The sequence below is a fragment of the Bradyrhizobium sp. SZCCHNR1002 genome (genome assembly GCF_032381435.1).
In the GTDB taxonomy this organism is placed as follows: Bacteria; Pseudomonadota; Alphaproteobacteria; order Rhizobiales; family Xanthobacteraceae; genus Bradyrhizobium; species Bradyrhizobium aeschynomenes.
The window spans coordinates 77,113-103,770 of sequence record NZ_JAUHIS010000007.1; the positions used below are offsets into that span (position 1 = coordinate 77,113).

27 protein-coding genes are annotated in these 26,658 nt (G+C 66.8%); 19 read left to right on the top strand and 8 right to left on the bottom strand.

The features are described 5' to 3' along the window. The first annotated feature begins 40 nt into the window (after positions 1-40). Both QX108_RS27800 and QX108_RS27805 read left to right on the top strand, forming a co-directional pair. The gene (locus tag QX108_RS27800) at positions 41-541 is read left to right on the top strand and encodes a reverse transcriptase domain-containing protein (protein ID WP_315783680.1); all 501 of its coding nucleotides are present in this window, start codon (positions 41-43) and stop codon (positions 539-541) included. Next, the gene (locus QX108_RS27805) at positions 531-929 is read left to right on the top strand and encodes a hypothetical protein (RefSeq protein ID WP_315722245.1); all 399 of its coding nucleotides are present in this window, start codon (positions 531-533) and stop codon (positions 927-929) included. Before QX108_RS27800 ends, QX108_RS27805 begins: the two co-directional genes overlap by 11 nt. A gap of 36 nt (positions 930-965) precedes the next feature. Here the strand turns inward: QX108_RS27805 and QX108_RS27810 are convergent, their stop codons facing one another. Continuing rightward, complete coding sequence (locus QX108_RS27810; RefSeq protein ID WP_315783682.1) at positions 966-3,005, bottom strand: YgiQ family radical SAM protein; 2,040 nt, start codon at positions 3,003-3,005, stop codon at positions 966-968. A gap of 129 nt (positions 3,006-3,134) precedes the next feature. Further along, positions 3,135-3,848, bottom strand: coding sequence for a hypothetical protein (locus QX108_RS27815; protein WP_315783684.1), 714 nt, complete (start codon positions 3,846-3,848; stop codon positions 3,135-3,137). Between the two features lie 107 nt (positions 3,849-3,955). On the opposite strand from QX108_RS27815, the gene QX108_RS27820 reads away from it, so the two are divergent. The 4 genes from QX108_RS27820 (at position 3,956) to QX108_RS27835 (ending at position 7,025) form a co-directional block, all read left to right on the top strand. Beyond that, positions 3,956-4,642, top strand: a complete 687-nt coding sequence (locus tag QX108_RS27820; protein ID WP_315783686.1) for an HAD-IA family hydrolase — start codon at positions 3,956-3,958, stop codon at positions 4,640-4,642. Between the two features lie 117 nt (positions 4,643-4,759). Then, positions 4,760-5,194, top strand: a complete 435-nt coding sequence (locus QX108_RS27825; protein WP_315783688.1) for a hypothetical protein — start codon at positions 4,760-4,762, stop codon at positions 5,192-5,194. 132 nt (positions 5,195-5,326) lie between these two features. Then, a complete protein-coding gene (locus QX108_RS27830; RefSeq protein WP_315722240.1) occupies positions 5,327-6,157 on the top strand; it encodes a hypothetical protein in 831 nt (276 codons plus the stop codon). Between the two features lie 22 nt (positions 6,158-6,179). Beyond that, positions 6,180-7,025, top strand: coding sequence for a type 1 glutamine amidotransferase (locus tag QX108_RS27835; RefSeq protein ID WP_315783690.1), 846 nt, complete (start codon positions 6,180-6,182; stop codon positions 7,023-7,025). On the opposite strand, the gene QX108_RS27840 is transcribed toward QX108_RS27835, so the two are convergent. Both QX108_RS27840 and QX108_RS27845 read right to left on the bottom strand, forming a co-directional pair. Then, positions 7,015-7,725 carry an LrgB family protein gene (locus tag QX108_RS27840; RefSeq protein WP_315783692.1) on the bottom strand — a complete coding sequence of 237 codons (711 nt, stop codon included), beginning with the start codon at positions 7,723-7,725 and terminating at the stop codon, positions 7,015-7,017. The genes QX108_RS27835 and QX108_RS27840 overlap by 11 nt on opposite strands. Continuing rightward, positions 7,700-8,119 carry a CidA/LrgA family protein gene (locus tag QX108_RS27845; protein ID WP_315783694.1) on the bottom strand — a complete coding sequence of 140 codons (420 nt, stop codon included), beginning with the start codon at positions 8,117-8,119 and terminating at the stop codon, positions 7,700-7,702. The genes QX108_RS27840 and QX108_RS27845 overlap by 26 nt, the downstream gene beginning before the upstream one ends. Positions 8,120-8,227: 108 nt before the next feature. Between QX108_RS27845 and QX108_RS27850 the strand changes: the two genes are divergently transcribed. From QX108_RS27850 to QX108_RS27870, 5 genes are all read left to right on the top strand, one after another. After that, complete coding sequence (locus QX108_RS27850) at positions 8,228-9,109, top strand: LysR family transcriptional regulator (protein WP_315783696.1); 882 nt, start codon at positions 8,228-8,230, stop codon at positions 9,107-9,109. Between the two features lie 139 nt (positions 9,110-9,248). Further along, positions 9,249-9,461, top strand: a complete 213-nt coding sequence (locus QX108_RS27855) for a hypothetical protein (protein WP_315722235.1) — start codon at positions 9,249-9,251, stop codon at positions 9,459-9,461. 146 nt (positions 9,462-9,607) lie between these two features. Next, positions 9,608-10,435: a class II glutamine amidotransferase gene (locus tag QX108_RS27860; RefSeq protein WP_315783698.1), complete on the top strand. Its 828-nt coding sequence runs from the start codon at positions 9,608-9,610 to the stop codon at positions 10,433-10,435. Positions 10,436-10,456: 21 nt separating this feature from the next. Further along, positions 10,457-12,229: an N-acetylglutaminylglutamine amidotransferase gene (locus QX108_RS27865; protein ID WP_315783700.1), complete on the top strand. Its 1,773-nt coding sequence runs from the start codon at positions 10,457-10,459 to the stop codon at positions 12,227-12,229. Between the two features lie 19 nt (positions 12,230-12,248). Then, positions 12,249-13,481, top strand: a complete 1,233-nt coding sequence (locus QX108_RS27870; RefSeq protein WP_172111601.1) for a carboxylate-amine ligase — start codon at positions 12,249-12,251, stop codon at positions 13,479-13,481. 6 nt (positions 13,482-13,487) lie between these two features. On the opposite strand, the gene QX108_RS27875 is transcribed toward QX108_RS27870, so the two are convergent. The 3 genes from QX108_RS27875 to QX108_RS27885 form a co-directional block, all read right to left on the bottom strand. Continuing rightward, on the bottom strand, positions 13,488-14,693 hold the full coding sequence (locus tag QX108_RS27875; protein WP_315722232.1) for an amidohydrolase family protein: 1,206 nt from the start codon (positions 14,691-14,693) through the stop codon (positions 13,488-13,490). Between the two features lie 117 nt (positions 14,694-14,810). Beyond that, entirely contained in the window at positions 14,811-15,443 is a 633-nt protein-coding gene (locus QX108_RS27880; protein WP_315783702.1) for an alpha/beta hydrolase, read from the bottom strand. Next, positions 15,440-16,378, bottom strand: coding sequence for a ring-cleaving dioxygenase (locus QX108_RS27885; RefSeq protein WP_315722230.1), 939 nt, complete (start codon positions 16,376-16,378; stop codon positions 15,440-15,442). The genes QX108_RS27880 and QX108_RS27885 overlap by 4 nt, the downstream gene beginning before the upstream one ends. A gap of 134 nt (positions 16,379-16,512) precedes the next feature. On the opposite strand from QX108_RS27885, the gene QX108_RS27890 reads away from it, so the two are divergent. Next, positions 16,513-17,406 carry a LysR family transcriptional regulator gene (locus QX108_RS27890; protein ID WP_315783704.1) on the top strand — a complete coding sequence of 298 codons (894 nt, stop codon included), beginning with the start codon at positions 16,513-16,515 and terminating at the stop codon, positions 17,404-17,406. A gap of 9 nt (positions 17,407-17,415) precedes the next feature. Here QX108_RS27890 and QX108_RS27895 read toward each other — a convergent pair whose 3' ends face one another. Then, positions 17,416-18,471 carry a LacI family DNA-binding transcriptional regulator gene (locus QX108_RS27895; protein WP_315722228.1) on the bottom strand — a complete coding sequence of 352 codons (1,056 nt, stop codon included), beginning with the start codon at positions 18,469-18,471 and terminating at the stop codon, positions 17,416-17,418. 150 nt (positions 18,472-18,621) lie between these two features. Between QX108_RS27895 and QX108_RS27900 the strand changes: the two genes are divergently transcribed. From QX108_RS27900 to puuE, 7 genes are all read left to right on the top strand, one after another. After that, on the top strand, positions 18,622-19,635 hold the full coding sequence (locus QX108_RS27900; RefSeq protein ID WP_315784146.1) for a TRAP transporter substrate-binding protein: 1,014 nt from the start codon (positions 18,622-18,624) through the stop codon (positions 19,633-19,635). Positions 19,636-19,685: 50 nt separating this feature from the next. After that, entirely contained in the window at positions 19,686-21,542 is a 1,857-nt protein-coding gene (locus tag QX108_RS27905; RefSeq protein WP_315784149.1) for a TRAP transporter large permease subunit, read from the top strand. A 31-nt stretch (positions 21,543-21,573) separates the two neighbouring features. After that, a complete protein-coding gene (locus QX108_RS27910) occupies positions 21,574-22,113 on the top strand; it encodes a VOC family protein (RefSeq protein WP_315783706.1) in 540 nt (179 codons plus the stop codon). 2 nt (positions 22,114-22,115) lie between these two features. After that, positions 22,116-23,390 carry a ribulose-bisphosphate carboxylase large subunit family protein gene (locus QX108_RS27915; RefSeq protein ID WP_315783708.1) on the top strand — a complete coding sequence of 425 codons (1,275 nt, stop codon included), beginning with the start codon at positions 22,116-22,118 and terminating at the stop codon, positions 23,388-23,390. Next, positions 23,387-24,679, top strand: a complete 1,293-nt coding sequence (locus QX108_RS27920) for a four-carbon acid sugar kinase family protein (RefSeq protein WP_315783710.1) — start codon at positions 23,387-23,389, stop codon at positions 24,677-24,679. Before QX108_RS27915 ends, QX108_RS27920 begins: the two co-directional genes overlap by 4 nt. A gap of 81 nt (positions 24,680-24,760) precedes the next feature. Then, positions 24,761-25,117, top strand: coding sequence for a hydroxyisourate hydrolase (gene uraH, locus QX108_RS27925; protein ID WP_172111590.1), 357 nt, complete (start codon positions 24,761-24,763; stop codon positions 25,115-25,117). 4 nt (positions 25,118-25,121) lie between these two features. Next, positions 25,122-26,549, top strand: coding sequence for an allantoinase PuuE (gene puuE / locus QX108_RS27930; RefSeq protein ID WP_315783713.1), 1,428 nt, complete (start codon positions 25,122-25,124; stop codon positions 26,547-26,549). The last annotated feature ends 109 nt before the right edge of the window (positions 26,550-26,658 follow it).

Below are 26,658 nucleotides of genomic sequence, written 5' to 3' on the forward strand. Positions count from 1 at the left end.
TGCGGATTGGGTTTTTGCGCTCGATCGTCTCCACGTCGTCTTGGCCGGGCCTGTCCCCGCCATCCAAGGCACGCCGCAAGGCGGGCCGCTCTCGCCGCTGCTGTCGAACCTGATGTTGGACGTGCTGGACAAGGAACTGGAGAGGCGAGGCCATCGCTTCGTGCGCTATGCCGACGACTGCAACATCTATGTGCGCAGTCGGAAGGCGGGCGAGCGGGTGATGACGAGCATCGAGACGTTCCTGGAACGGCGCCTCAAGCTCAAGGTGAACAGGGCCAAGAGCGCGGTCGCCAGGCCGAGCCACCGCAAGTTCCTGGGCTTCAGCTTCACGCAGGGGAGAAAGCCGCGCCGGCGCATCGCGCCCGAGGCGATCGCCCGCTGCAAGGCGAGAGTCCGGGAGCTGACGGGGCAACAGTCTGGCCGCAGCCTGGAGCAGATCATCGAGAAGCTGTCGCTGTACCTAAAGGGATGGCGCGGCTGCTTCGGGTTCTGCGAGACGCCGTCGGTGTTGCGCAAGGTCGGTGTTGCGCATGCTGGATGAGTGGATCGGGCGGCGGTTGCGCGCCGTCGTCTGGACCCAATGGAAGCGTGGTCCTAATCGCTTTGATGAGCTGCGACGCCGCGGTGTCGACCGGGAGACGGCGCTCAAAGCCGCCGGCAACCCACGTGGTCCCTGGCGGCTCGCCAACAGCGCCGCGCTGGCCAGAGCTCTGCCAAAATCCTTCTTCGCCTCACGCGGCCTGCCTTACCTCGAGGTCCGCAGGGTGGTGTGGAACGGCCGTATAACAAACTCAGTGTCGTCCCGGCCTCGAGCCGGGACCCATAACCACCGTCGGATGTGTGAGGCAAGCAGGTGGCTCGGGGTGTGCCCAACACGTCTCCTGTGGCTGGGTCCCGGCTCACGGCCGGAACGACAGCGGAGAGGATGAGAGAGCGCGCCTCATGACAAGACGAGGTCTGACCGACTACTTCCTGATCTTCACGCCCTTGGTCGTGAAACGCTGCGGCCGCGGCTCGGGCCTCACCGGTCGCCGCGTCACTGCGGCCTTGCCGGTCCCCGGTGGCTGATGCGCCGGCACCAGCTGGTCCGGGCGCGAGCCGATCAGGTCGGCGCGGCCCATGGCGCGGAGCGCGTCGCGCAGCACCGGCCAGTTGTCCGGGTCGTGATAGCGCAGAAAGGCCTTGTGCAGGCGGCGCTGCTTCAGGCCCTTGATCGCCTCGACCTTGTCGCTGGCGCCATGGCGGATGCCGCGCAACGGATTGACGCCGGTGTGGTACATCGCGGTCGCCGTCGCCATCGGCGATGGCAGGAAGGTCTGGACCTGGTCGGCGCGGTAGCGGTTCTTCTTCAGCCACAGCGCGAGGTTCATCATGTCCTCGTCGGACGTGCCCGGATGCGCCGCGATGAAATACGGGATCAGATAGTACTTCTTGCCCGCTTGCTCTGCGGCGGCATCGAACATCTGCTTGAAGCGGTGATAGGTGCCGATGCCCGGCTTCATCATCTTGTCGAGCGGGCCGCGCTCGGTATGTTCCGGCGCGATCTTCAGGTAGCCGCCGACGTGATGCGTGACGAGCTCCTTGATGTAGGCCGGGCTCTCGACCGCGAGATCATATCGCACGCCGGAGGCGACCATCACGCGCTTGACGCCCTTGACCTCGCGCACCTTGCGATAGAGACGGATGAGATCGTCATGCGAGGTGTTGAGGTTCGGGCAGATCTCAGGAAACACGCAGCTCGGCCGGCGGCATGCCGCCTCGACCTTCGGGTCCTTGCAGGCCATGCGGTACATGTTGGCGGTCGGGCCGCCGATGTCGGAGATCACGCCGGTGAAGCCCGGCGTCTTGTCGCGGATACGCTCGATCTCCTGCAGGATCGAGCCTTCCGAGCGGCTCTGGATGATGCGGCCCTCGTGCTCGGTGATCGAGCAGAAGGTGCAGCCGCCGAAGCAGCCGCGCATGATCGTCACCGAGAACTTGATCATGTCCCAGGCCGGGATCTTGGCATCGCCGTAGGACGGATGCGGCGCGCGGGCGTAGGGCAGGTCGTAGACGCTATCCATCTCCGCCATGGTCAGCGGGATCGGCGGCGGGTTGAGCCAGAGGTCGCGGTCGCCATGACGCTGCACCAGGGGGCGCGCATTGCCGGGATTGCTCTCGCGATGGAGCACGCGCGAGGCCCGCGCATAGGCTTCCTTGTCCTGCTCGACCTGCTCGCAGGACGGAATGCGGATGACGACGTCGCCCTTCTCGCGCGCGGCGCCTTCGTCGGCGGAGTCGAGATCGTCGGCGTGCAGTTCGACGAAGCCCTCGGGCACTTTCCGGAACAGTGCGGTGCCGCGCACGGACTGGATGTCCTTCGGCGGCTCGCCGCCGGCGATGCGGTGCGCGACCTCGATCACGGCGCGCTCGGCATTGCCGTAGATCAGGATGTCGGCCTTGGCGTCGGCCAGCACCGAGCGGCGCACCTTGTCGGACCAGTAGTCGTAATGCGCGATCCGGCGCAGCGAGGCCTCGATGCCGCCGAGCACGACCGGCACGTCCTTGAACGCCTCGCGGCAGCGCTGCGCATAGACCAGCGTGCAGCGGTCCGGCCGCTTGCCGCCTTCGCCGTTCGGCGTGTAGGCGTCGTCGCTGCGGATGCGGCGGTCGGCAGTGTAGCGGTTGACCATCGAGTCCATGTTGCCGCCGGTGACGCCGAAGAACACGCGGGGGCGTCCCAGCGCCTTGAACGGCTCGGCCGAGTGCCAGTCCGGCTGCGAGATGATGCCGACGCGAAAGCCCTGGGCCTCGAGCAGCCGGCCGATGATCGCCATGCCGAACGAGGGATGGTCGACATAGGCGTCGCCGGTCACCAGCACGATGTCGCAGACGTCCCAGCCGAGCGCGTCCATCTCCTTCCGGCTCATCGGCAGGAACGGCGCGGGCTTGAGGTCGGCGCGGTGGCGCGGCCAGGAACTCAAGGAGGGAGCGCTCAGAGGCGGGGCGGTGAGGGCGATGTTCATCGCCCAGGCATAGAGAAAGGGGGCTGCGGATTCAACCGAGCCCCCTGTCGCAGCTTCCAGCGATCGATCAAATTGTCCGGAATGGTTCCCGCGGGGTATCGCGGGACACCCGTGCCTGTCGCTCGGGTCTCAGTTGATCCCGTGGTCCGCGTCGGCCCGCCGCTTCAGCCAGCCATGGCCGAAGAACGCCAGCAGGGCCACGGCGGCGAGCATGATCCAGATCGAGGGCATCTTCGAGCGGGTGCTACCCGAGGCCTCGCCCACCGTCATCGCGCCCTGCGACATGCCCGGCTCGGTCATCGACACCAGCCGCATGTCGGCGGTCTCGGCCGTGGCCCGGCGCATCTCGGCGAGGGCGGAGCGGGGCGGGGTCGGATCGGTGCCGTACAGCCGCCCCAGGCGCGCTGCGGCATACTCGGCCGGCGCCTCGTCGCTGCGGCCATCGTCCATGGCCGACTGCGCCGCATGGCTTGCCGCCGGCAGCTGCGCGAAGGAATCCAGGTTGGTCGGCCGGTGCGATTTCGGCGCGTGCTGCGCCCGCGGCTCCGCCCGGTCGGTCGTCTCGACCTTGACCATCTTCTTCGGCGTCATGCTCTGTTGCGGCAACGCGACGCGGACCTGCGGCCGCGCATGCGGCTGGGTGATCGCCAGCATGCGGTCGGACCAGGACATGTAGGCCTTGCAGAGCGAGTTGCAGTATTGCCCGTTGACCATCTCCTCGTTCGCCGAACCGGCCTGGGCCATGTTGGGGACCGCAAGGATCATCGTCGCGAGCAGCGCCGCGGCGGCGCCGAACCTCGGTATCGAACTGAATTGGGACGTCGCTTTCAAATCACCGATCATCGCAATTTCCCCCGTCGCGGTTTCACGCCGTTTCAGAGATAACGACAGCGGCTGTGGTCGAGAGTTGGATCAGATCGCGTCAACATCCGGATGAGTTTGAGGTCAATTTGCTGATGCGAGGCGTTCTTAATAAGCTGCAGGCGTTGCTGTTCGACATCGACGGCACGCTTGCCGACACCGATGCGCTGCATCTTCAGGCCTTCAACGCGGTGTTTGCGCCCTTCGGCCATGCATTCGATCGCGCGCGTGCGGCACGCGAACTGCTCGGCCGCTCCAATGCATCGATCGGCGCCGAGTTTCTGCCAGACGAGCTGCCCGAGCGGCGCGCCGCAATCATGGCGCAGAAGGAGGAGGTGTTTCGCAGCCTCGCCGCTGGCGCGGTGCAGCCGCTGCCGGGTCTGATGGCGCTGCTCGATCATGCCGCGGCGACATCGATCCCGGTCGTCGCAGTGACCAACGCGCCGCGCGCCAATGCCGAGCTGATCCTGCGCGGGCTCGGCATCACGGACCGGTTTCGCGCGGTCATCATCGGCGACGAGCTGCCGCACGGCAAGCCGCACCCGCTGCCTTATCTGGAAGGCCTGCGCGCGGCGAATGCGGCGCCGGATTGCGCGGTCGCCTTCGAGGATTCGCGGGCCGGCATCGCCGCTGCGACGGCCGCCGGCATCACCACCATCGGCATGCGCACCAATCTCGGCCATGACGAGCTGATTGCCGCGGGGGCGGCGATCAGCGCGGCGTCGTTCGACGAGGCCGAAGTGCTCGCGCTCGTCAAGGCGGGCGCCCCGCGGTGAAAGGGCGGAGCTGACATGTTGCTGACATCAGCCAACAGCTTGTCGTCACCGCAGTTGCGCGATTGTCGTCACGAACGCGGCCGACCGATCGGCCGGGACGAGACGAAGGTGAGACGCATGCGCAACCTGCTGATCATGGTAGGCCCCTCCGAACAGCCCCACCGCCTGATGCCGCAGTCCGATACGGGACCTGGACATCGCGGCCAGCGCGGCATCCGGCGCGGACGTCGGTCGCGGCGGTTTCACTGGGCACAACCGTCGCGCGCCATGGCCATCATCCTCCGCGGCCTGCGGGCCACGCTGCTGGCCCTGGCGCCCGCGGAGATCCGCAGCGGCGCCAGCCCTCGCGGCGAGGACATGCGGGTCGATGGCATGCGGGACGTATCCTGGGGCGCGCCGCAGCTTCGCCTCGTCGGCGATTGCGGCGGCGCGCGCGAGGCGGCCGTCATGCCGGCGCCCAACGCGATCTTTCATGCCACGGCCACTCCCCGCCATCACGTCCGGTCGGTGGAAACGCCGCGCGAGCAGCGCCGGCGGCTGCGCGTTTGTTGACGGCATCGCTGCATGGGTGCCCTGCATGCACTGTCCGCCGCGCGTTGCTTGTCCGGAGACCGATGCCGTGATTGAACCGAGCAATGCGCGCCAGACAGGCTGGGGCCGCTTTTGCAGAAGGTCGGATCGATCATGGGGGTGTCGCGCGTTCTGTTGCTGATCGCAGCTCTGTGTTGCGCAACCGCCGCCCTCGCCGCAGACAAGCCCGGCGACACCAAGGGCACGGTGCTGGAGCCGTCGGCGGAGAACCTCGCACGCACCTGGGCGAAGGCGAATCTGGTGCTGCCGGCGGCGCTTGCGGGCGGACGGCGCTGGGAGGGACGTGCCGAGGATGCGCCCGACGTGATCGGCATCGCGCCGCTCGTCGTGGTGATGCATGGATCGAGCGGCGTGGCGCCGGCGGTGAAGGAGTTTCAGGTCTGGCTGGCCGACGAGCTCGGCGCCGCCTCGGTTGCCCCCGACAGCCTCGCGATCCCCGACCGGCTGACCTACACCTCGCCGGTCGATGTCGCGACCTATGAGCGCGTTCATGCCTTGCGGCTCGCCGAATTGGACCATGCCCTGAAGGCCGCGCGCGAGTGGAGCTGGGTCGACCGCCAGCGCCTCGTGATGGCGGGCACCAGCGAAGGGGCCGTGGCGGTCGGCCGCCATGCCGGCAAGGATGTCGCCGCTCGCCTGATCTATTCATGGTCCTGCGAAGACAACTACTTCGTCACCGCGCCCAGGCTCGGCATCGGCCCGAAGGAGCCGGTGCTGAACGCGATCTCGGCGCGCGATCCGTATTTTTCGGCCGCCAATCCCTGGAACAAGGACCGCGCCGTCACCGGCTCCTGCGCCGCCGCGCTCAAGGATGATCCGCGGGCGGAGGTGATGGTGATCGATGCCGACGTGCATACGATCCTGAACCGGCCCGAGGTGCGCGACCGGAGCGCGCGCTTCCTGCGCGGCGTGTTGAATCCATGACGAGCCAGGCGGGAGTTTGAAGGTGCCGAGACTGCTCGTGCTCGAGGGCAACTCGCTGGCCGGCCGGCGGCGCTGGGGAGAGATTGCTGGCCTCACGCCGTCGGAGAGCTATGCCGACGTGCTGCGCGCGCTGGCGCCGCATGCCGTTGTCGACATCGCCACGCCGGCCGATGCCGACGCAGGGCTGCCGCAGCCGATCGATGCCTATCATGGCATCGTCATCACCGGATCGGCGCTCAACATCTATCAGCGCGAGCCGGAAGCGCTGCGCCAGATCGAGCTGGTGCGGACGATCTTCGCGCAGGGCGTGCCGATGTTCGGCTCCTGCTGGGGCCTGCAGCTGGCGACGGTCGCGGCCGGCGGCGACGTATCGCTCAATCCGGCCGGTCGCGAGGTCGGCTTTGCGCGCAAGATCGCGCTCACGGAGGCGGGGCGAGCCCATCCGATGCACGCGGCGCGCGGTATCGTGTTCGACGCACCGGCCATTCACAGCGACATCGTCACCACGCTGCCGCCGGACGCGACCGTGACCGCGTGCAATGCGATGAGCGAAGTGCAGGCCGCCGAGATCCGCAGCGGCCGCGGCCGCTTCTGGGGCGTGCAGTATCATCCCGAATTCAGCCTGCAGGATGTCGCCTGCGTAATCCGGCTCATCGGCCAGCCGCTGGTCGACGAGGGATTTTTCGCGGATCTCGCCGAGCTCGAGCGCTACGCCGACGATCTCGCGACGGTGCACCACGACCGCGCGCGACGCGACCTGCTCTGGCGTCTGGGGCTCGACCAGGACGTGGCCGACGACGCGCTGCGCCAGGCCGAGATCGGCAACTGGCTCGCCTCACTGGGCCACGGCCAAGCGGCTACTTCATGAACTGGATGATCAGAGGGGCCAGCGCGACGTTCATCAGTCCAACCAGCACCATGACGAGGCCGGCGATCGCGCCCTCCTCGCGGCCGATCTGGTGGGCGCGCGCGGTGCCGGCGCCATGGGCGCCGACGCCGAACAGTGCACCTTTCGCAAGCGCCGAGCGCAGCGGCAGCCGCGCCAGCACGACATCGCCGACCGCGGCACCGATGATGCCGGTGAGCACGACGAACACCGCGGTGAGATCCGGAATGCCGCCGATCTCGCCGGACACCTCCATCGCGAACGGCGTGCTCATCGAGCGCGGCAACAGGCTGAGCCGCAACTCGCCGTCGATGCCGAGCACGTAGGCCAGGGCCCAGCTGGTCGCCACCGCGGTAAGGCTGCCCGCGGCCATGCCGGCGAGCAGCATCGGCCAGCGGCGGCGGATCAGCGCGCGCTGCTCATAGATCGGCACGGCAAAGGCGACCGTGGCGGGACCGAGCAATGCCACCAGCCAATGCGTGCCGCGGATGTAGTCACGATAGGAGACGTTGAGCGCCAACGCCGCGATCATCAGCAATGCGGGCGCCACCGCGAGCGGCATCAGCCACCAACGTGGCCAGCGCCGGTGCACGCGCTTGGCGAGCACATAGAGCAGGATCGTTGCCAGCGAGCAGACCGCAGCCTGGACCAGCGGCTCACGCCACAGCGTTGCGGCCGTCATCACGCTCGCTCCAGCGATAACAGAAGTCAACGGTGAGCGCAGTCACGCACATCACGGCGGTGGTGCTCACGACGATCAAGGCAAAGATCTTCAATCCGAGCAGTCCCAGCAGTTCGCGATGGTCGAGCAGCGCCAGCACGGCGGGCACGAAGAACAGCAGCATCTCGGCCAGCATCCAGTTGGCGCCGCGCTTGATGTTGGCGACCTTCAGGCCGCCGGCCAGGAACAGCGCGAGCGCCAGCGCCATGCCGATGATACCGCCCGGCAGAGGCAGGCCGGTGGTTCGCGCCAGGATTTCGCCGGCAGCCCAAAACAGGCCGAGCAGGCCGATCTGCGCCAACCGATTGCGGCGGAGCAGCCGCTGAAGCGAGAGGGGAATGTTGCGGTGCGTCATGAGCGGTATTCCAACTGCTGGTGCCGCGAAGAGTATGCGGCATTGCAGCATGTACAAAATGAATTGATTGACTACTTTCCAGTCGAACTTGGAATAGTATGGCCGATTATGGAACTGAGAACGCTCAAGACCTTCGTCGAAGTCGTCCGGCAGGGCGGCTTCTCCCAGGCGGCCAAGGTGGTGTTCGCCACCCAGTCGACCGTCAGCAAGGCGGTCAAGCAGCTCGAGGACGAACTCGGCCTGCCGCTGCTGGACCGGCTCGGCCACAAGAGCCGGATGACGGCGGCCGGCGAAATCGTCTATCGCCGTGCCATCCGGCTGCTGGCGGAGCGGGACGACCTGCAGGCGGAGCTCGCCGACCTGCGCGGGCTGAAGCGCGGCGCGCTGCGCCTTGGCCTGCCGCCGATCGGATCGAGCACGGTGTTCGCCCCGTTGTTCGCGCTGTATCGCCAGCTGTATCCGGAGATCGAGATCCGGCTGGTCGAGCATGGCAGCGACCGGCTCGGCGAGCTGCTCGCGGCGGGTGAGATCGACTTCGCCGGCCTGCTGCCGCCGATCGCCGAGGAGTTTGCGGCCCAGATCGTGCGCCGTGAGCCGCTGATGGCGCTGCTGTCGGTCGACCATCCGCTTGCCGGACGTGAAACGATCACGCTTGGCGAGCTGCGCGACACACCGTTCGTGCTGTTCGAGGCGGGCTTCGCGCTCAACCGCATCCTTCGCGAGGCCTGCCGCCGCAACGGCTTCGAGCCGGTCGTGGCCGCACGGAGCACCCAGATCGACTTCATTGCCGAGCTCGCCGGCGCGGGTCTCGGGGTGGCATTCCTGCCGCGCATGATCGCCACTCAACGCACCCAGGTGCCGATCAGCCTGGTCCTGCTCGACGAGTCCGACACCGAGTGGACCTTGGCGATGGCCTGGCGGCGCGGCGCCTATCTGTCACCGGCCGCGGCCGCGTGGCTCGGGCTGGTGCGGGAGCGCGGCCAAGCGTGAGCTGCGATGGTGTCGCTGTCTCCTCGGAGGAACATGTGGCGAGACGGATAATTGTCGCCCAACCATTCGGCGAGAACCACCATGGCTCAACGGCTGTCAGCAGGACAGCTCGCGTTGGCCCGGCATTCAAGGATGATTGATGAGCGAGCAAGATCGCAAGACGTCCGACCTCAATCCCAGCCCTGCTGCTGAGCCTCGAAAAATGGTCGGCGACGCGCCGAAGACGCCGCAGGGCGGGGACATGCCAGCGGCAGGCCCGCATGCGCGGCCTGAGCTCACCGACAATGACAAGACGCCCGGCACCGGAATGTTGCCGGAGCCGGGCTCCTCCAACCCCAGCCCGACGGGATGAACTTAGATGTCATGACTCGTGCCGGGAACCCTATCGAGCATCTCGGCACGGAACCGCCGGTGCTCTGAGGCGTTTCCGCCTCCTCCGAATCAACGCGACCCGTCTTCAGGTGTCGCGGGAATCATCGTTCGTCCGGAGGGGCAGGGATGTGCCGTTGGATCGCCTATCGCGGAGAGCGCACCGCGTTCGAGCATTACGTCACCGAGCCGGAACATTCGCTGGTGACGCAGAGTCTGCGTGCGCTCGAATCGACTGCAGGAACAAACGGTGATGGATTTGGACTTGGCTGGTATGGCGATCACCCGGAGCCCGGCCTCTATCGCGAGACGCGGCCGGCGTGGTCGGACGAGAACCTGCGCTATCTCTGCCGCCACCTGCATTCGCATCTGTTCTTCGCGCATGTGCGTGCCGCGACGGGCACCGCAGTGACGCGGCAGAACTGCCATCCGTTCGCCTGCGGCCGCTGGCTGTTCATGCATAATGGCTTCGTCGGCAGCTGGAACCGGCTGCGCCGCAAGGTCGAGGCGATGATTCCGGATGGACTGTATCCGTCGCGGCTCGGGACCACCGATTCCGAAGCCGTGTTCCTCGCCATGGTCGGTGCCGGAATCGAGCAGGATCCGATCGGCGCGACACGCAAGGTGCTGAGGTCGCTTTGTGAGCTCGTGAATGAGGACGGTCTTCGCGAGCACATGCGCTTCACCTCGGCGCTGTCCAATGGCCACGATCTCTATGCGTTTCGCTTCGCCGCCAACGACCGCGCGAACTCGCTCTATTATCGCGAGGACGGCGACCAGGTGATCGCGGTGTCCGAGCCATACGACAAGGAGCCGGACTGGATCGAGGTGCCGCCGGATCACGTGCTGGTCGCGCGTGCGTCGCGACCAGCCAAAATCGTTCCGCTATTTGCCGCAGGTCAGGCTGGTTTCGTCGCGGAACGCAAGAGATCACAGAGGGTTATCGGAGGTGCTTAGAACGAGGGAATTGGATCCGCGATGTGCGGCATTTGTGGTGAGATCAGATTTTCCGGCCAGCCGTCGCTGGCGGCGCTCGGCCGTGTGAACGATGCGATGCAGGCGCGCGGACCCGATGCGGCCGGTCTCTACGTGCAAGGCCAGATCGCGCTCGGCCATCGCCGCCTCAGCATCCTCGACCTGTCGGCGGCTGCGCAGCAGCCGATGATCGACGCCGCGCTCGGTCTCGGCATCGCCTTCAACGGCTGCATCTATAATTTCCGCGAGCTCCGCAGCGAGCTGCAGGCGAAAGGCTATCGCTTCTTCTCCGATGGCGACACCGAAGTGATCCTCAAGGCGTACCATGCCTGGGGCATAGCCTGCGTGCAGCGCTTCAAGGGGATGTTCGCCTTCGCGCTGTGGGAGCGCGACAGCGGGCGCGTGGTCCTGGCGCGCGACCGGCTGGGGATCAAGCCGCTCTACTACACCGAAGGCCCGGGCTTCCTGCGCTTTGCCTCGTCCCTGCCGGCGCTTCTTGCCGGCGGGGACGTCGACACCTCGCTCGACCAGGTGGCGTTGCATCACTTCTTCAGCTTCCACGCCGCCGTGCCGGCGCCGCGGACCATCCTCAACGGCGTGAAGAAGCTCGAGCCGGCGACCTTGCTGACCATCGACCCGGACGGAACGCAGCGCCGCGAGCGCTTCTGGCGGTTCAATGTCGGTGAGCAGCGTTCGACCGATGGGGCGATGAGCCAGGACGAATGGTCGGATGCGGTGCTGGATGCCATGACGGCTGCGGTCGACCGCCGCCGCGTTGCGGACGTGCCGGTGGGCGTGCTGCTGTCCGGCGGGCTCGACTCGTCGCTGCTGGTCGCCCTGCTCTCGAAGCTGGGTCACGAGGACATCCGTACCTTCTCGATCGGCTTCGATGCGGTCGGCGGCCACAGCGGCGATGAGTTTCGCTACTCGGACATCATCGCGCGCACCTTCGGCACCCATCACGAGCAGATCCGGATCGACGGCGATCGCGCGCTCGAGGCCTTGCCGCAGGCCATTGCCGCGATGTCGGAGCCGATGGTCAGTCACGACGCCGTCGCGTTCTATCTGCTCTCATCGGAGGTCGCCAAGCGCGTCAAGGTGGTGCAGAGCGGGCAGGGCGCAGACGAGGTGTTCGGCGGCTACAGCTGGTACCCCGGCTTTCTCTCGGCCAACGATGCCGTGCAGCAATATCAGAACGCCTATTTCGACTGGAAGCATGCGGATCTGCAACAGCTTCTGACGCCGGATCTGCTCGGCGACGACGTGAGTCTCGATCTGGTCGAGCGCTTTTTCGCCGATCACGGCGGTGCGTCCGCAGTGGACAAGGTGCTGCAGATCGACGCCGAGATCATGATGGTGGACGACCCGGTGAAGCGGGTCGACAACATGACCATGGCGTTCGGACTCGAAGCGCGCGTTCCGTTCCTGGATCACGAGGTGATCGAGCTGGCCGCGCGCCTGCCGGCCGAGCTGAAGGTGAGGAACGGCGGCAAGCACATCCTGAAGGAGGCCGCACGGCGCTGCGTGCCGGCGGAGGTGATCGACCGTCCAAAGGGCTATTTCCCCGTCCCCTCGCTACGCTATCTGAGGGGGCCGTTCCTCGACTACGTGCGTGACGCGCTCAGTACGGACGAGGCGCGCGCGCGCGGGCTCTATCGACGCGATTTCGTCGATCACATGCTGCAAAACCCCGAAGCCGAGATGAGCCCAAAAGGGCATTCGCGACTTTGGCAGGCGGCCTTGCTGGAAGCCTGGCTGCAGACTCACGGCATTTGATTCTCACAGGATTGATCACATGGGATTGGATCCACGCATCTTGGAGAAGCTCCGGCTTGGCCTGAGCGACGATGAGCGCCGGCTGGTGATCCGCTCGGCCACGGGCGGCGAGGAGGTCACCGAGTATTCCTTCGGCATCGAGGAGGAGTATTTCCTCGCCGATGCGAAGACGCTGGATGTCGCGATCCGGACGCCGGACGATCTGTTCGAGGCCGCGAACTGGTCGACCGGCGGCCAGGCCATGCGCGAGATGCTGCAGGCGCAGCTCGAGGTCGCGACCAACGTGCATGTCGACGCGGGCGATGCGCGCGAGGAGCTGAAATTCCTGCGCCGCGAGGTTGCCAGCGTTGCCGGCCAGTATGGCCTCACGATTCTCGCCTGTTCGACGCATCCGACTGCAACCTGGCGCAGCTCGCAGCCCACGCCCAGGCCACGTTATGTGGAGATGATGGAGGATCTGCGCATCGTCGGCCAGCGCAACATGCTGTGCGGCATGCACGTGCATGTCCAATTGCCCGATCCCGAGCGGCGCTTCGCGGTCATGCGCGCGATGATTCCCTATATTCCGGTGTTCATCGCGCTGTCCGCGTCGTCGCCGTTCTGGAATTCACGCGAGACTGGTTTGAAGGGTTATCGGCTCGCAGCCTATGACGAGCTGCCGCGTACCGGCCTGCCGGAGCTGTTCACGTCCAAAAAGCAGTACGACCGCTATGTTGCGGCGCTGACGAAATCGGGTGTGATGCCGGACGAGAGCCATGTCTGGTGGGCGATGCGGCCATCGCTGCGTCATCCGACGTTGGAATTGCGTGCGCCCGATGTCTGCACCGCAGTCGATGATGCTGTGGCAGTTGCCTCGCTGTACCGCGCGCTGGCGCGCCACTTGTATCTCAACCCGGATCTCGCCGAGGCCGTCGGCAATGTCGAGCGCGCGATCGCCGTCGAGAACAAATGGCGGGCGCAGCGTTATGGCACCGACTGCCTGTTCGTCACCGAGGACGGCCCTGTGACCGGCCAGGAGATCCTCAATCGGATGATCGCCGACGTCGCGCCGCATGCCGAGACGCTCGGCTGTCTTGCCGAGGTCGAGCGCTGCCGCACCATCATGCAGTTCGGCAGCTCGGCCGACTATCAGCTGCAGGCCTATCGCGAGTCCGGTGGACAATTGACAGCCGTGACGCGCTGGATCGAAGCCGCGACGGTCTCGCGTGCCGAGCCGCCACGTTCGCAGGCGCCGGTCGAGCCGGCGCAATGATGCCGGTCAGGTCGCCGGCCTGATGATGCGGCCGTCGCGGGCGACGAGGCAGCCGCCTTTATACACGGAGCGCCCCTTGGGCACGGCAACCACGGCCTCCGGCACGTGCTCCGCATTCACCGTGACGAAGTCGGCGCGCGCCCCGACGCGCAGGCCGTAATCCGCCAGCCGCAACGCCTTGGCGCCAGCCTCGGTGACGAGGTCGAAGGCAATGCGCAATTCGTCGTCGACATAGAAGCCCGATCGGTAGCCGACCATCATGGCGCGGTTCAATAGATCGCCGTCGCCATAGGGCCACCAGGAATCGCGGATGTTGTCGTTGCCGCTGAACACGGTGACGCCGGCCGCGCGCAGTTGCGCCACCGGCGGAAAGGGCCGCGCGCCCGGCGCATTGGTCATGATGGCGACACCCGACGTCGCCAGCACGTCGGCGATTTTCTTGAGCGGATCCGCCGGCAAGTCGCCAAGCGCATAGGCGTGGCTGACTGCGACGTGGCCCGCCATTCCCAGCGCGCGGGTGCGCGCGGCGATCTGCTCCAGCTCGAACAGGCCGAGCATGCCGGGATCGTGCAGATGAATGTCGACATCGACGCCGTGCTTGTGGGCTATGCCGAAAACGACGTCGAGATGCTTCTCGACGTCGCGGTCGAAGCTTGCCGGATCGAGCCCGCCGACGAGATCGGCGCCGAGCTTGATCGCCTCGTCGAGCAGCTCCGGCGTGCCCGCGCTCTTGAGGATGCCGCTCTGGGGAAAGGCGACGAGCTGGATCTCGATCAACTCGCGATATTCTTCACGTACGCGCAGAATCGTCTCCAGCGATCTGAGACCGACCGAGCCGTCGACCATGACATGGCTGCGCATCCGCGTGGTGCCGTGGCCGATGCAGAGATCGAGCTGGTTGCGGGCGCGCACGTCCATCGGCGCGGCCGCGGCGATGTTCTGCGCCTGGAACGTGACGCGCTCATGCACGTCGAAGCCGTTCGTGCACGGCTTGTGCGGCTTCCACGCATCGCCATAGAAGCTGGTGTCGAGATGGATGTGGCCCTCGACGAAGCCAGGCAGGACCAGGGCGCCGCCGAGATCGATCACCTCGCGCGCCTCCGGGCGTTCGGTCTCAGGCAGCAGGCCACTGATGCGGCCGTCGTGCACGGTGATCGCTTGACGCGCGCCACGGTCGAGCCGCGCATTGATGAACAGCTTGTCCACGACCATCTCGCCGAACCCCTTTCCATCTGCCGCCGGCACCGGAGCCGCATGGTGCGTTCCGATGCCGACGCGGATGCGGCATTCTCGATCAGGATCGATCGGCGCCGCAAGTGCAGATGCTGGTCAGGCTGCCATCGCCTGCGGCAATCCGGCGATCCAATCGCGGGCGAGTGCGATGTCCGCCTGTGACAGCTGATGCCCGGTTGGCAGCGTGGTGTGAGTTACGTCGGCGCCGGCCTCGATGAGTTGGCTGCACAGCTTCGCCGAATTGCTGGCAGGCACGATCGGGTCGGTCAATCCGGACAGGATCAGGACCGGCTTGCGTGCCAGCTTGACCGCCGGCGGCTGGGTCAGCGGCACCATGGCGCGGATCAGCACCGCGCCGGCCAGAGCCTCGGGTTGCAGCAGAAGCAGCGCGGCGGCGATGTTGGCGCCGTTGGAATAGCCGACCGCGACCGGAGCTTCGATGCCGTAGCGTTGCCGTGCCTCACCGATGAAGGCGCCGAGCTCCAGTGCACGCCGGCGGACGTCGTCCTCGTCGAACACGCCTTCCGCCAGACGGCGGAAGAAGCGCGGCATGCCATGCTCGAGCACCTGCCCGCGCGGCGACAGCAGGGCTGCGCCGGGCGCGAGCGTGGCGCCGAGCGGCAGCAGATCGTTCTCGTCGCCGCCGGTGCCGTGGAGGAGCAGCAGCGGCGCCGCTCCCGTCGTGCTTCCAGGCTGGAAGCGGTGCGTGAAGGACAATGCGCCGGTCATGATACGGCCTCCTCGAGGTTGGGCAGCACGCCCTCGATCTGCTTGCGGTGGGATTCGAGGAACGCGGGCAGCTTCAGGTTCTGTCCGAGCTCGGCGACAGGCTCGTCGACCGCGAAGCCTGGAATGTCGGTCGCGATCTCGAACAGCACGCCGCCGGGCTCGCGGAAGTAGATCGAGCGGAAGTAGTTGCGGTCCTTCTGCTCGGTCGGATGCAGGCCGTGACGATCCACCAGCCTCTGGGCCATGACGCCCTGCGCGGCGTCGTCGGCCGCGCGGAAGGCGATGTGGTGCACAGACCCTGCGCCTTGCGCCCCGCGCAGAAACCCCTTGGCTTCGTAGATGTCGACCACGCTGCCTTCTGCAGCGCCGGGAGCCTTGAAGCGGATCACCGAGCCTTCGCGACCCTGCTCGGCAAAGCCGAACACGTCGGTGAGGACAGCGGCAGTTTTCTCCGCCGAGTCGAGCAGCAGCGTGACGCCATGGAAGCCGCGAATGGCATGCTCCGCCGGAATGTCGCCATTGCTGTAGCCGGGCTCGTTCTCCGCGCCGGGCACGCCGACCAGGGCGAGCGCCATGCCGTCGGGGTCGGTGAAGGGCAGCACCGACTCGCCAAAGCGCTTTTCCAGCGCCTCATAGGCGATGCCCTTCTCGGTGAGGCGCTGCGTCCAGTAACCGAGCGAGCGCTGCGGCACCCGGAACGCGGTCTGGTGCGTCTCGCCGACACCGCGGCGGCCGGGCCGCACGCCGGTCCAGGGGAAGAAGGTCAGGATCGTGCCGGGGCGGCCGGTCTCGTCGCCGTAGTAGAAGTGGTAGGTGCCGGGATCGTCGAAATTGACCGTCTTCTTGACGAAACGCAGGCCGAGGTCGCGGGTGTAGAAGCCGAAATTGCGGATCGGATCGCCGGCGATCGCGGTGACGTGGTGCAGTCCGGGCATGTGAGTCTCCTGTCGCTTGGCCCTCGGGCCGTTGAACTGGTATGGCGCTATATTGGCTGGCTTTGTTTTGGAGACAATCCGTGCTCTTGTGACGTCTCTGTCTACGATTTGGCGACAATGACGATCCGGGGATCATGGACAAGCTCGGTAGCCTGCGGGCCTTCGTAAAGGTCGTCGAGAGCGGCAGCTTCGCCGAGGCCGGTCGGCAGCTGCGGCTGTCGCGTTCGGCGATCTCGAAATATATCGGCGAGCTCGAAACGAGCCTCGGCGTGCAGCTGATCGTCCGCACCACCCGGCACGCCAGTCCGACCGAGGCCGGGCAACGCTATTTCGAGCGCGCGGCCTCGATCCTTGCCGAGCTCGACGCGGCCGATCAGGCGGTCAGCCAGTCGCAGGCCGCGCCGCGCGGGCTGTTGCGTGTCAACGCGCCGATGTCGTTCGGCACCATGCGGCTCGGTCCCGTGGTGGCCGACTTCATGGCGCGCTATCCAGAGCTGCAGCTGCAGATCGTGCTCAGCGACGACCTGCTCGATCCGGTGCAGGACGGCTTCGACGTGACGCTCAGGATCGCCGAGCTGGAATCATCGAGCTTGGTGGCGCGGCGGATCATGCCCGTGGAGCGCATCGTCTGCGCCGCGCCTTCGTATCTCGAGCGTCACGGCAAGCCGCAGGTCCCGGACGATCTGCGCCGGCATACCTCGCTGACCTACGGCTTCCTGCTCACAGGCAATCAGTGGAAGCTCAGCGGAGCCGATGGCGATCACTGGATCCAGCCGGCCTGGAGCCTGTGCGTCAACAATGCCGAGGTGCTGCGCGACGTCGCCATCAAGGGGCAGGGCATTGCGCTGATCCCGCGCTTCATCGCTGCCGACGCGCTTGCCAGCGGCGCACTGGCTGCGATCCTGCCCGACTACACCGCGCCGCCGCTCGCGCTCTACGCGATCTATCCGCCGACGCGGCATTTGTCGGTGAAGGTGCGGCTGTTCATCGACTTCCTGGTCGAGCGCTTCGGCAAGGACGCCGGCTGAGAATTCTGCTCACGGCAGGTTCTCGCGCACGATCAGCTCGGTGCGGGCGCGCATGGCGGCTTCCTGCACGGTGCGCCCCGCACGCAGGCTGGAGAAGATCGTGATGCAATCCATCAGCGAGGCCTGGGGATTCTGTGTGAGCACGGCGTCCATCGTGCCATCCAGCAGCATCGCGCGGGTATCGGGCGACAGGCCGTGACCGACGAACACGACGTCACGCTGGCGGCCGACCTCGCGCAGCGCGCGCCCGATTCCGTCGGCGCCGCCGCCGATGTTGTAGATCCCGGCGAGGCGCGGATGCCGCGCCAGCAGCAGCTTGGTCTGACGATAATTGTTGGCCTCGTCGTCGTGACCTTCGCGCAGCCCGACGACCTCGATGTCGGGAAACTCCTCGCGAAACAGATGCAGGAAGCCCATCTCGCGCTCCTCATGAGCGCGATAGCTGAGGCTGCCCGCGATCATGGCGACCTGCGCCGGGCGGTTGCCGATGAAGCGCGCGATGAGATAGCCCGCTGTGCGTCCGGCTGCGCGATTGTCCAGGCCGACATAGGCGATCCGGCGCGTGTTGGCGATGTCCGAGATCAAGGTCACCGTCGGCACACCGCGGTCGGCCAACACATCGACCGCTTCGCGGACGGCCGGATGCTCGATCGCCATGAACACGATGCCGTCGACCTCGCGGCCGAGCCGCAGCAGCTCCTGCGCCAACAGATCCGGCTTGAGACTCTCGATGTGCTCGACGCGCGCGCGCATGTTGAACGAAGCGAGCTGATCCTGGGATGAGATGATCAGCCGTCCCAGCATGTTGAGAAAGCGGTTGGTGCCGGCCGGCAGCAGGAAGCCGAGCCGCCACGGCTTCAGCGCCTGTGCCGGCAGCGTACCATCCATCAGATAGCCGAGCTCGTTGGCAGCTTGTAGCACCCGCTGCACCGTGACGGCGCGGACGCCAGGTCGCTGATTCAGGACGCGATCGACGGTTGCGGCGGAGACGCCGGACAGACGCGCGATGTCATCGATGCGCGCCAGGCGGCGGCGTCGCGGCGCCTCGCTGTTCGTGTCCGTCATCGACTGCCCCCCGTCGAGCCAAAACCCATCAAAAACCATCAATAAATGAGTTTGACGGCCGTCAATTGTGCTCTCTATCGTGCGTCCGACCTCACGGCAAGGGCCCGGAACAAGGGCCGGCCAGCCAAACAAAAGGGGGAGGAAGTCATGATCAATCTGAGCCGGCGCAGCGTCCTCGGGGCGTTTGCGAGTGCATCTGCGGCCTCCGTGATCGGGGCGCCGATGGTGGCGCGCGCCGCCGAGATCGAGCTGCGTTACGGCAACAATCTGCCGCTGACCCATCCGCTCAACATCCGCGCGCAGCAGGCGGCCGACCAGGTTCGTGCCAAGACCAACGGCCGGGTGGAGATCAAGATCTTCCCGAACAATCAGCTCGGCGGCGATACCGACATGCTGAGCCAGGTGCGCAATGGCGGCATCACCTTCTTCACGCCTTCGGCGCTGGTGATCGCAACGCTGGTGCCGGTGGCGGCGATCAACGCGGTCGGCTTCGCCTTCGCCGATTACGATCAGGTGTGGCGCGCGATGGATGGCGGCCTTGGCGCACATGTCCGGGCCGCGATTGCCAAGGTCAATCTGCACGCCTTCGAGAAGATCTGGGACAATGGCTTCCGCCAGATGACTTCCAGCAGCAAGCCGATCGAGTCGGCCAAGGACATGGCGGGGTTGAAGATCCGCGTGCCGGTCAGCCCGCTCAGCCTGTCGATGTTCAAGGCACTGGATTCGGCGCCCGCGAGCCTGCAGTTCAGCGAGGTCTACACCTCGCTGCAGACCCGCATCGTCGATGCGCAGGAGAACCCGGTCTCGATCATCCAGGTCGCCAAGCTCTACGAGGTGCAGAAGTTCTGCGCGCTTACCAACCACATCTGGGACGGCTTCTGGTTCGTCGCCAATGGCCGCGCCTGGGCCGGCCTGCCCGATGACGTCAAGACGATCATCACCGAGGCGCTCAACGAGGCCGGCATGAAGCAGCGCGACGACGTCCGATGGCTGAATGAATCGGTCCAGGCCGATCTGCAGGCCAAGGGCCTGGCCTTCAACAAGGCCGCGCCGGACAGCTTCCGCGCCAAGCTGCGCGACGCCGGCTTCTACAAGGAATGGAAGGAGCGCTTCGGTCCAGAGGCCTGGGGCCTGTTGGAGAAAGAGGTCGGCGTGCTCGCTTGATCGTCCAGATGCTTCGGGAGTCACTCGCCATGGACAGTCACGCGGTTGCGATGCCGGCGCCGGACCTGCCGGCATCGGGCCTGGTGGCGGCTGCCCACCGGATCGAGCTCGCCGTCGGCCGCATCGTCGAGGCCGTCGCCGCGATCGTGCTGGTCGTCGAGATCCTGATCCTGGGCGCCGGCGTCGTTGCGCGCTATGTGCTGCATGCCCCGCTGGTATGGTCGGACGAGCTCGCCTCGATCCTGTTCCTGTGGCTGTCGATGCTGGGCGCAGCGATTGCGCTCCGCCGCGGCGAGCATATGCGAATGACGGGCATCGTCGCGCGGGTGTCACCCGCCACCCGCGCTCTGCTCGAAGCCGTGGCGATGACAGCGTCGATCGCGCTGCTGCTGCTGATCCTGCCGCATGCGCTGGACTACGCCTCGGATGAGCGCTTCATCGTCACGCCGGCGCTGGAGATCGCCAGCGCCTGGCGTGCGGCGGCGATTCCGGCGGGCATCACGCTGATGTTGCTCGCAGCAATGTTCCGTCTGCTGCGGCTGCATGCGCTCAAGCCGGCGTTGCTCGCGATCGCGCTCACGGCTGCGCTGCTGCTGCTGTTCTGGCTTGCAGGGCCTGTGCTGAAGCCGCTCGGACGGCTCAACCTCGTGGTCTTTTTCGTCGGCGTCGTTGGCCTCAACGTCTTTGCCGGCGTACCGATCGCCTTCGCCTTTGCGCTCGCCACCTTCGGCTATCTCGGCCTGACCACCTCGACGCCAATGCTGGTGATGGTCGGACGGCTCGACGAAGGCATGAGCCATCTCGTGCTGTTGGCGGTGCCGCTGTTCATCTTCCTCGGCGCCCTGATCGGCATGACGGGAATGGCCGCAGCCATGATCCAATGGCTGTCGTCACTGCTCGGCCATGTCAGAGGCGGCCTCTCCTATGTGCTGATCGGCGCGATGTATCTGGTGTCGGGCATCTCCGGCTCGAAGATCGCCGACATGGCCGCGATCGCACCGGTGCTGTTTCCGGAGATGCGCGCACGCGGCGCCAAGCCCGGCGACCTCGTCGCGCTGCTCGCCGCGACGGGCGCGCAGACCGAAACCATTCCGCCCTCGATCGTGCTGATCACGATCGGCTCCGTCACCGGCGTCTCGATCGCCGCGCTGTTCACCGGCGGCATGTTGCCGGCCGTCGTGCTGGGCCTCGGCCTGTGCAGCATCGTCTGGTGGCGCTATCGCAACGAGGATCTCAGCCATATCGCGCGCCCGTCCTGGCGCGAGGTCGGACGGCTCGGCCTGATCGCTTTGCCCGCCATCGCGCTGCCGTTCGTGATCCGGCTGGCGGTGGTCGAGGGCGTCGCGACGGCCACCGAGGTCTCGACCATCGGCATCGCCTATTCCGTGCTCGCCGGCCTCCTGATCTACCGCCAGTTCGACTGGCGCCGGCTGCCGGCGATGCTGGTCGAGACCGCCGCATTGACCGGCGCCATCGTCTTCATCATCGGCTGCGCCACCGCGATGGCTTGGGGCCTCACCCAATCCGGCTTCTCGCAGAAGCTGGCGGAGCTGATGGCGGCCATTCCCGGCGGCGCCTGGGGCTTTCTTGCGATCTCGATCCTCACCTTCATCGTCCTCGGCAGCATCCTCGAAGGCATTCCTGCGATCGTGCTGTTCGGACCGCTATTGTTCCCGATCGCGCGCCAGGCCGGCGTGCACGAGGTGCACTATGCGATGGTCGTGATCTTCGCGATGGGCATCGGCCTGTTCGCGCCGCCCTTCGGCGTCGGCTATTACGGCGCCTGCGCCATCAGCAAGATCAATCCGGACGAGGGGCTGCGCTACATCTGGAGCTATGTGCTCGCGCTGCTGCTTGGCCTCGTCGCCGTGGCCGCGATCCCGTGGTTCTCGACCGGCTTCCTTTGATGATTGAGCGAGTGTTGGAAAGGACGTTGCCATGAGCCGCCTGTTCGGCGAGATCCGTCAAGCCGGGTATGTCGTACCCGACATCGAGGCGGCGATGGACTATTGGTCGCGTGTGCTCGGCGTCGGCCCGTTCTTCTACAACGAGCGTGTGCCGATCCGGAACTATCAGTACCGGGGCGAAAGCTTCGAGCCGCATAATTCGGTGGCGCTGGCCAATTCAGGACCGCTGCAGATCGAGCTGATCCAGTGCCGCAACGACGTGCCGTCGATGTACCGCGACTTCACGCGAGCCGGCCATTCCGGCCTGCAGCATGTCGCCTATTGGACCGAAAGCTTCGATGCCGATCTCGAACGGCTGCTCGGCGAAGGCTTCAAGCCGGTCATGGGCGGCGAGGTTGGCGAGCGCGGCCGCTTCATCTATTTTGACACGCACTATCATCCCGGCACCGTGATCGAGCTGTCGGAGGTGCTGGGGCCGAAGGGCACGATGTTCCGCATGATCCGCGAGGCCTCGCAGAACTGGGACGGCAAGGATCCGGTGCGCCCGTTCCCGGATCTCAGCAGGCTGTGAGCATGACGGCCTTCGACCGCTTCGAGGCAAGCTATCTGATCGAGACGCCGCTCGATCCCGCTGTCGTGGCGGAGGTGATGGCGGGCGAGCAGTCCTGCGGCACGTTCACCCGCGTCGAGGGCGAGACCGACGATCTGCGCGCGCGTGCCCGGGCCACTGTGACCGAAATCGTCGAACTGCCGCCGGCGGATCAGCCGAGCCTGCCGAATGCCTGGCTGCGGCGCGAACGCGTCGATGGACCCTATCGCCGGGCGCGCGTGACGATCGCGTTTCCCGTGGTCAATGTCGGCGCCAATCTGCCGACGCTGGCCTCGGTGGTCGCCGGCAATCTCTACGATCTCGGCGAGGTCACCGGCCTCAGGCTGGAGCGGATCACGCTGCCGGCGACGTATCGCGCGCGCTTCGACAAGCCGAAGCACGGCATCGCCGGCACGCGCCGGCTCACGGGCGTGAGCAAGGGTGCGCTGGTCGGTTCGATCATCAAGCCGAATATCGGTCTCGACGCCGAGGAGACCGCTGCATTGGTTGCGCGCCTTTGTGCCGCCGGCGTCGACTTCATCAAGGACGACGAGATCTCGGCCGATCCCGATCATGCTCCGCTTGCCCAGCGAATTCCCGCCGTCCTCACCGCCGTCAAGCGGCGTCAGGACAGAACCGGCAAGCACGTGATGATGGCGTTCAACATCACCGACGAGACCGACGCGATGCGGCGCCACGCCGATCTGATCGCGCAGCACGGCGGGTCCTGCGCCATGGTGTCGCTGAACTGGTGCGGATTCTCTGCGGTGACGACGCTTCGCCGCAGCACCGATCTCGCCCTCCATGGCCACCGCAACGGCTTTGGAGCGATCTCGCGTCATCCGCTGCTCGGCATCGGCTTTCAGGCCTATCAGGCGCTGTGGCGGCTTGCCGGCGTCGACCACATGCATGTGCACGGCCTGCAGGGCAAGTTCGCGCAGGACGACGAGGAGGTCGTAAGCGCGGCCAGGGATTGCGTGACGCCGCTGGCCGAAGGCTGCGACGATCGCGTGCTGCCGGCGTTTTCGTCCGGGCAGTCCGCTGCGACGGTCCAGGCGACCTTTGCCGCGATCGGCCATGCCGATCTCCTGTTCATGGCCGGCGGCGGCATCATGGCGCATCCGGGCGGACCCGCGGCGGGCGTGACCAGCATCCGTCAGGCCTGGGACGCGGTGATGTCGGGAGTACGGCTCGAACAGGCTGCACGCGAGCAGCCGGAGTTGCGGCAGGCGCTGGCCACCTTCGGGCGCGCCGGATGAGTGCGCCGGCGCATTTCGCGCGGCCGCGGGTCGGCTGGTATGGCGACGACCTGACCGGCGCCACCGATACGCTCGCGACCTGGGCCGAGCGCGGCCGTCGCGCGCTGCTGTTCCTGCGTCCGCCGACCTCTTCGCAACTGGCGGCGGCCGGGCCGCTCGATGCCGTCGGCATCGCCGGCGCAGCGCGCTCGATGCCGCCCGATGCCGCTGCCGCGGAGCTCGATGCCGCCGGCCGCGCCTTCGCCGCGCTCGGCGTCGACGTTGTGCACTACAAATGCTGCTCGACGTTCGACAGCGCGCCCGATATCGGCAGCATCGGCGCCGCCGTGGCAGTGCTGCGACGGCATGTCGCCAATCCGCTGGTGCCGATCCTGGGTGGTCAACCCAATCTCGGCCGTTATTGCCTGTTCGGCAATTTGTTCGCCGCAGCCGGCGCCGGCGGCGCCGTCCATCGCATCGATCGTCATCCGACGATGAGCAAGCACCCGGTCACTCCGATGGCGGAGGCCGATCTGCGCCGGCATCTGACAGCGCAGGGGCTGGAGAGGGTCGCCCTGATCGACTACCGCGCCTATGCGGAGGGGGATGCCGAGGCCAGGCTCGATGCCAACCTGGCGGCCGCGCCTCATGCCGTCCTGTTCGATGTCGCCCAGGAGAGCGACCTGGTCGTCATCGGCCGGCTGCTGACGGATCACCTCGTCGCGGGGCCGATGCTCGCGGTCGGTCCGAGCTCGGTGGCGCGGGCGCTGGCAGCCGTCTGGGACGAGCCGGCCGCGCCGTTCGTCCTGCCTCACGCTCGGCCGCGCACCGGCGGCCCTGTGCTGGCGCTGGTCGGCAGCCTGTCGCCGGTGACACGGGCCCAGGTCGCGGCGGCGCGCGGCTACCAGATCATCGCCATCGAGCCGGCGAGGCTGCTCGCGGATCCCGCGTATCAGCACGGGTTGGGGCGTGCGGCGATCGCGGGCCTTGCCCAGGGACACGTCATGCTGGTCACGAACGAGGCTCCCGGCGCGGAGATGGCGCGGGTGGCGCAGGCGACCGCCGCACTGCTTGGTGCTGTGCTCGGCGAAGCCGACGTCTCGCGCATCGTCGTGGCCGGCGGCGATACGTCGAGCCATGCGGTCGCGGCGCTCGACGCCTGGGGCCTGTCGTACCGGGCGCCGATGGTCCCTGGCGCGCCGCTGTGCCGCCTGCACAGCGACGATCCCCATCTCGACGGCCGCGACATCATCCTCAAGGGCGGACAAATGGGCCCGGTGACGTTCTTCGCCGACGTCATCACGGGCTGACGCGTCGAAGAAAATCGCTTCGAGCACACTCCCGGCTGCTGCTAATGTCCTGGTTGGACTCGTAGCATTTGGGGGTAACGGATGGGGCGGCTGAGCACGCATGTTCTGGACACGGTCAGGGGCAAGCCCGCCGCCGACGTCGCGATCGACCTCGATGTGCTGGAGCCCGACGGATCCTGGCACCGGGTCAAGCAGGTCCGCACCAATGCCGACGGGCGTACCGACCAGCCGGTGCTGGCCGGGGACGAGCTCACCACGGGCACCTACATGCTCACCTTCCACATGGGCGCCTATTTCAAGGCCCACGGCCTTGCGGCGGATGATCCGCTGTTCCTGGATTTGATCCCGCTCCGCTTCGCGGTCGCCGATGCCGGCGCGCACTATCACGTGCCGCTGCTTGCGACGCCCTGGAGCTACCAGACCTATCGCGGGAGTTGAGTCGATGACTGCTGATTCCTATCCGCGCGACATGATCGGCTACGGCCGCACGCCGCCGCATCCGCGCTGGCCGGGCGATGCCCGCATCGCCGTGCAGTTCGTGATCAATTACGAGGAGGGGGGCGAGAACAACATCCTGCACGGCGACGCCGCCTCCGAGGCGTTCCTGTCGGAGATCGTCGGTGCAGCGCCCTGGCCGGGCCAGCGCCACATGAACATGGAGTCGATCTACGAGTTCGGCTCGCGCGCCGGGTTCTGGCGGCTGTGGCGGATGTTCACGTCGCGCAGGCTGCCGGTCACCGTGTTCGCGATCGCAACCGCCATGGCGCGCAATCCGGACGCCGTGGCCGCGATGAAGGAGGCCGGTTGGGAGATCGCCTCGCACGGTCTGAAATGGATCGACTATCGCGATGTCTCCGCGGCCGATGAGCGTGCTCAGATCGAGGAGGCGATCCGGCTTCACACCGCGCTCACCGGCGAGCGGCCGCTCGGCTTCTACCAGGGCCGCACGTCGGAGCACACGCTCGACATCGTGCTGGAGGAGCAGGGCTTCGTCTACAGCGCGGATTCCTACGCCGACGAGCTGCCCTATTGGATCAAAGGACCGCACGGCCCGCAACTGATCGTGCCCTATACGCTGGACGCCAACGATATGCGCTTCGCGACCCCTCAGGGCTTCAATTCGGGCGATCAGTTCTTCGCCTATCTGAAGGACAGCTTTGATCTGCTCTATGCCGAAGGCGCCGACTGCCCGCGGATGATGTCGGTCGGACTGCATTGCCGGCTGGTCGGGCGTCCCGGACGTGCCGCTGCGCTGGCGCGCTTCCTCGACTACATCATGAGCTACGACAAGGTCTGGGTCGCGACCCGGCTCGACATTGCCCGGCACTGGATCCGGACGCATCCGCCGGCCGGTCATCTTCGCCCATCGCAGATGTCCCGCGTGCTGTTCGTCGAGCGCTATGGCGACATCTTCGAGCACACGCCCGAGATTGCCGAGCGCGCCTATCGCGCCGGCCTGTCCGCCTTCGACGATGCCGCCGATGCGCTGCATACGACGCTGATGAACGTCGTCCGCGGCATGAGCCGCGACGAGAAGCTGAAGCTGATCCGCGCCCATCCCGAGCTCGCCGGGCGCGAGGCGCTGGCCGGGGAGATGACGAACGACTCGATCGGCGAGCAGGGCCGGCTCGGCTTCACGTCGCTGTCGCGCGCCGAGTTCGAGCGTGTCGCTGACATCAACCGCCGCTATCGCGACAAGTTCGGCATGCCGCTGATCGTGGCGCTCGCACTGCACGCCGACCGCCCCTCCGTGATCGCCGAGATGGACCGTCGCATCAGCAACGACCTGGACACGGAGATCGCCAATGCCATCGACCAGATCGGCCACATCACCCGGGCCAGGCTGGCGAAGAAGTTCGAGCAGGGGTGAGCGGCAGATCAGGGGGCCCAGTCGACGCTGGTTGCCAGGAGGCGGTGCCTCCCTCGTCCCGGTTGCGGCAGGGCGATCGCCTATGGCGATCGCAATTTTGTGCCCGTCT

Coding starts and splice junctions, on each gene's coding strand:
- QX108_RS27805 (WP_315722245.1), top strand. CDS start 531: ATGCTGGATGAGTGGATCGGGCGGCGGTTGCGCGCCGTCGTCTGGACC.
- QX108_RS27810 (WP_315783682.1), bottom strand. CDS start 3,005: ATGAACATCGCCCTCACCGCCCCGCCTCTGAGCGCTCCCTCCTTGAGT.
- QX108_RS27815 (WP_315783684.1), bottom strand. CDS start 3,848: ATGATCGGTGATTTGAAAGCGACGTCCCAATTCAGTTCGATACCGAGG.
- QX108_RS27825 (WP_315783688.1), top strand. CDS start 4,760: ATGCGCAACCTGCTGATCATGGTAGGCCCCTCCGAACAGCCCCACCGC.
- QX108_RS27830 (WP_315722240.1), top strand. CDS start 5,327: ATGGGGGTGTCGCGCGTTCTGTTGCTGATCGCAGCTCTGTGTTGCGCA.
- QX108_RS27840 (WP_315783692.1), bottom strand. CDS start 7,725: ATGACGGCCGCAACGCTGTGGCGTGAGCCGCTGGTCCAGGCTGCGGTC.
- QX108_RS27845 (WP_315783694.1), bottom strand. CDS start 8,119: ATGACGCACCGCAACATTCCCCTCTCGCTTCAGCGGCTGCTCCGCCGC.
- QX108_RS27850 (WP_315783696.1), top strand. CDS start 8,228: ATGGAACTGAGAACGCTCAAGACCTTCGTCGAAGTCGTCCGGCAGGGC.
- QX108_RS27855 (WP_315722235.1), top strand. CDS start 9,249: ATGAGCGAGCAAGATCGCAAGACGTCCGACCTCAATCCCAGCCCTGCT.
- QX108_RS27860 (WP_315783698.1), top strand. CDS start 9,608: ATGTGCCGTTGGATCGCCTATCGCGGAGAGCGCACCGCGTTCGAGCAT.
- QX108_RS27865 (WP_315783700.1), top strand. CDS start 10,457: ATGTGCGGCATTTGTGGTGAGATCAGATTTTCCGGCCAGCCGTCGCTG.
- QX108_RS27870 (WP_172111601.1), top strand. CDS start 12,249: ATGGGATTGGATCCACGCATCTTGGAGAAGCTCCGGCTTGGCCTGAGC.
- QX108_RS27875 (WP_315722232.1), bottom strand. CDS start 14,693: ATGGTCGTGGACAAGCTGTTCATCAATGCGCGGCTCGACCGTGGCGCG.
- QX108_RS27880 (WP_315783702.1), bottom strand. CDS start 15,443: ATGACCGGCGCATTGTCCTTCACGCACCGCTTCCAGCCTGGAAGCACG.
- QX108_RS27885 (WP_315722230.1), bottom strand. CDS start 16,378: ATGCCCGGACTGCACCACGTCACCGCGATCGCCGGCGATCCGATCCGC.
- QX108_RS27890 (WP_315783704.1), top strand. CDS start 16,513: ATGGACAAGCTCGGTAGCCTGCGGGCCTTCGTAAAGGTCGTCGAGAGC.
- QX108_RS27895 (WP_315722228.1), bottom strand. CDS start 18,471: ATGACGGACACGAACAGCGAGGCGCCGCGACGCCGCCGCCTGGCGCGC.
- QX108_RS27905 (WP_315784149.1), top strand. CDS start 19,686: ATGCCGGCGCCGGACCTGCCGGCATCGGGCCTGGTGGCGGCTGCCCAC.
- QX108_RS27910 (WP_315783706.1), top strand. CDS start 21,574: ATGAGCCGCCTGTTCGGCGAGATCCGTCAAGCCGGGTATGTCGTACCC.
- QX108_RS27915 (WP_315783708.1), top strand. CDS start 22,116: ATGACGGCCTTCGACCGCTTCGAGGCAAGCTATCTGATCGAGACGCCG.
- QX108_RS27920 (WP_315783710.1), top strand. CDS start 23,387: ATGAGTGCGCCGGCGCATTTCGCGCGGCCGCGGGTCGGCTGGTATGGC.
- uraH (WP_172111590.1), top strand. CDS start 24,761: ATGGGGCGGCTGAGCACGCATGTTCTGGACACGGTCAGGGGCAAGCCC.
- puuE (WP_315783713.1), top strand. CDS start 25,122: ATGACTGCTGATTCCTATCCGCGCGACATGATCGGCTACGGCCGCACG.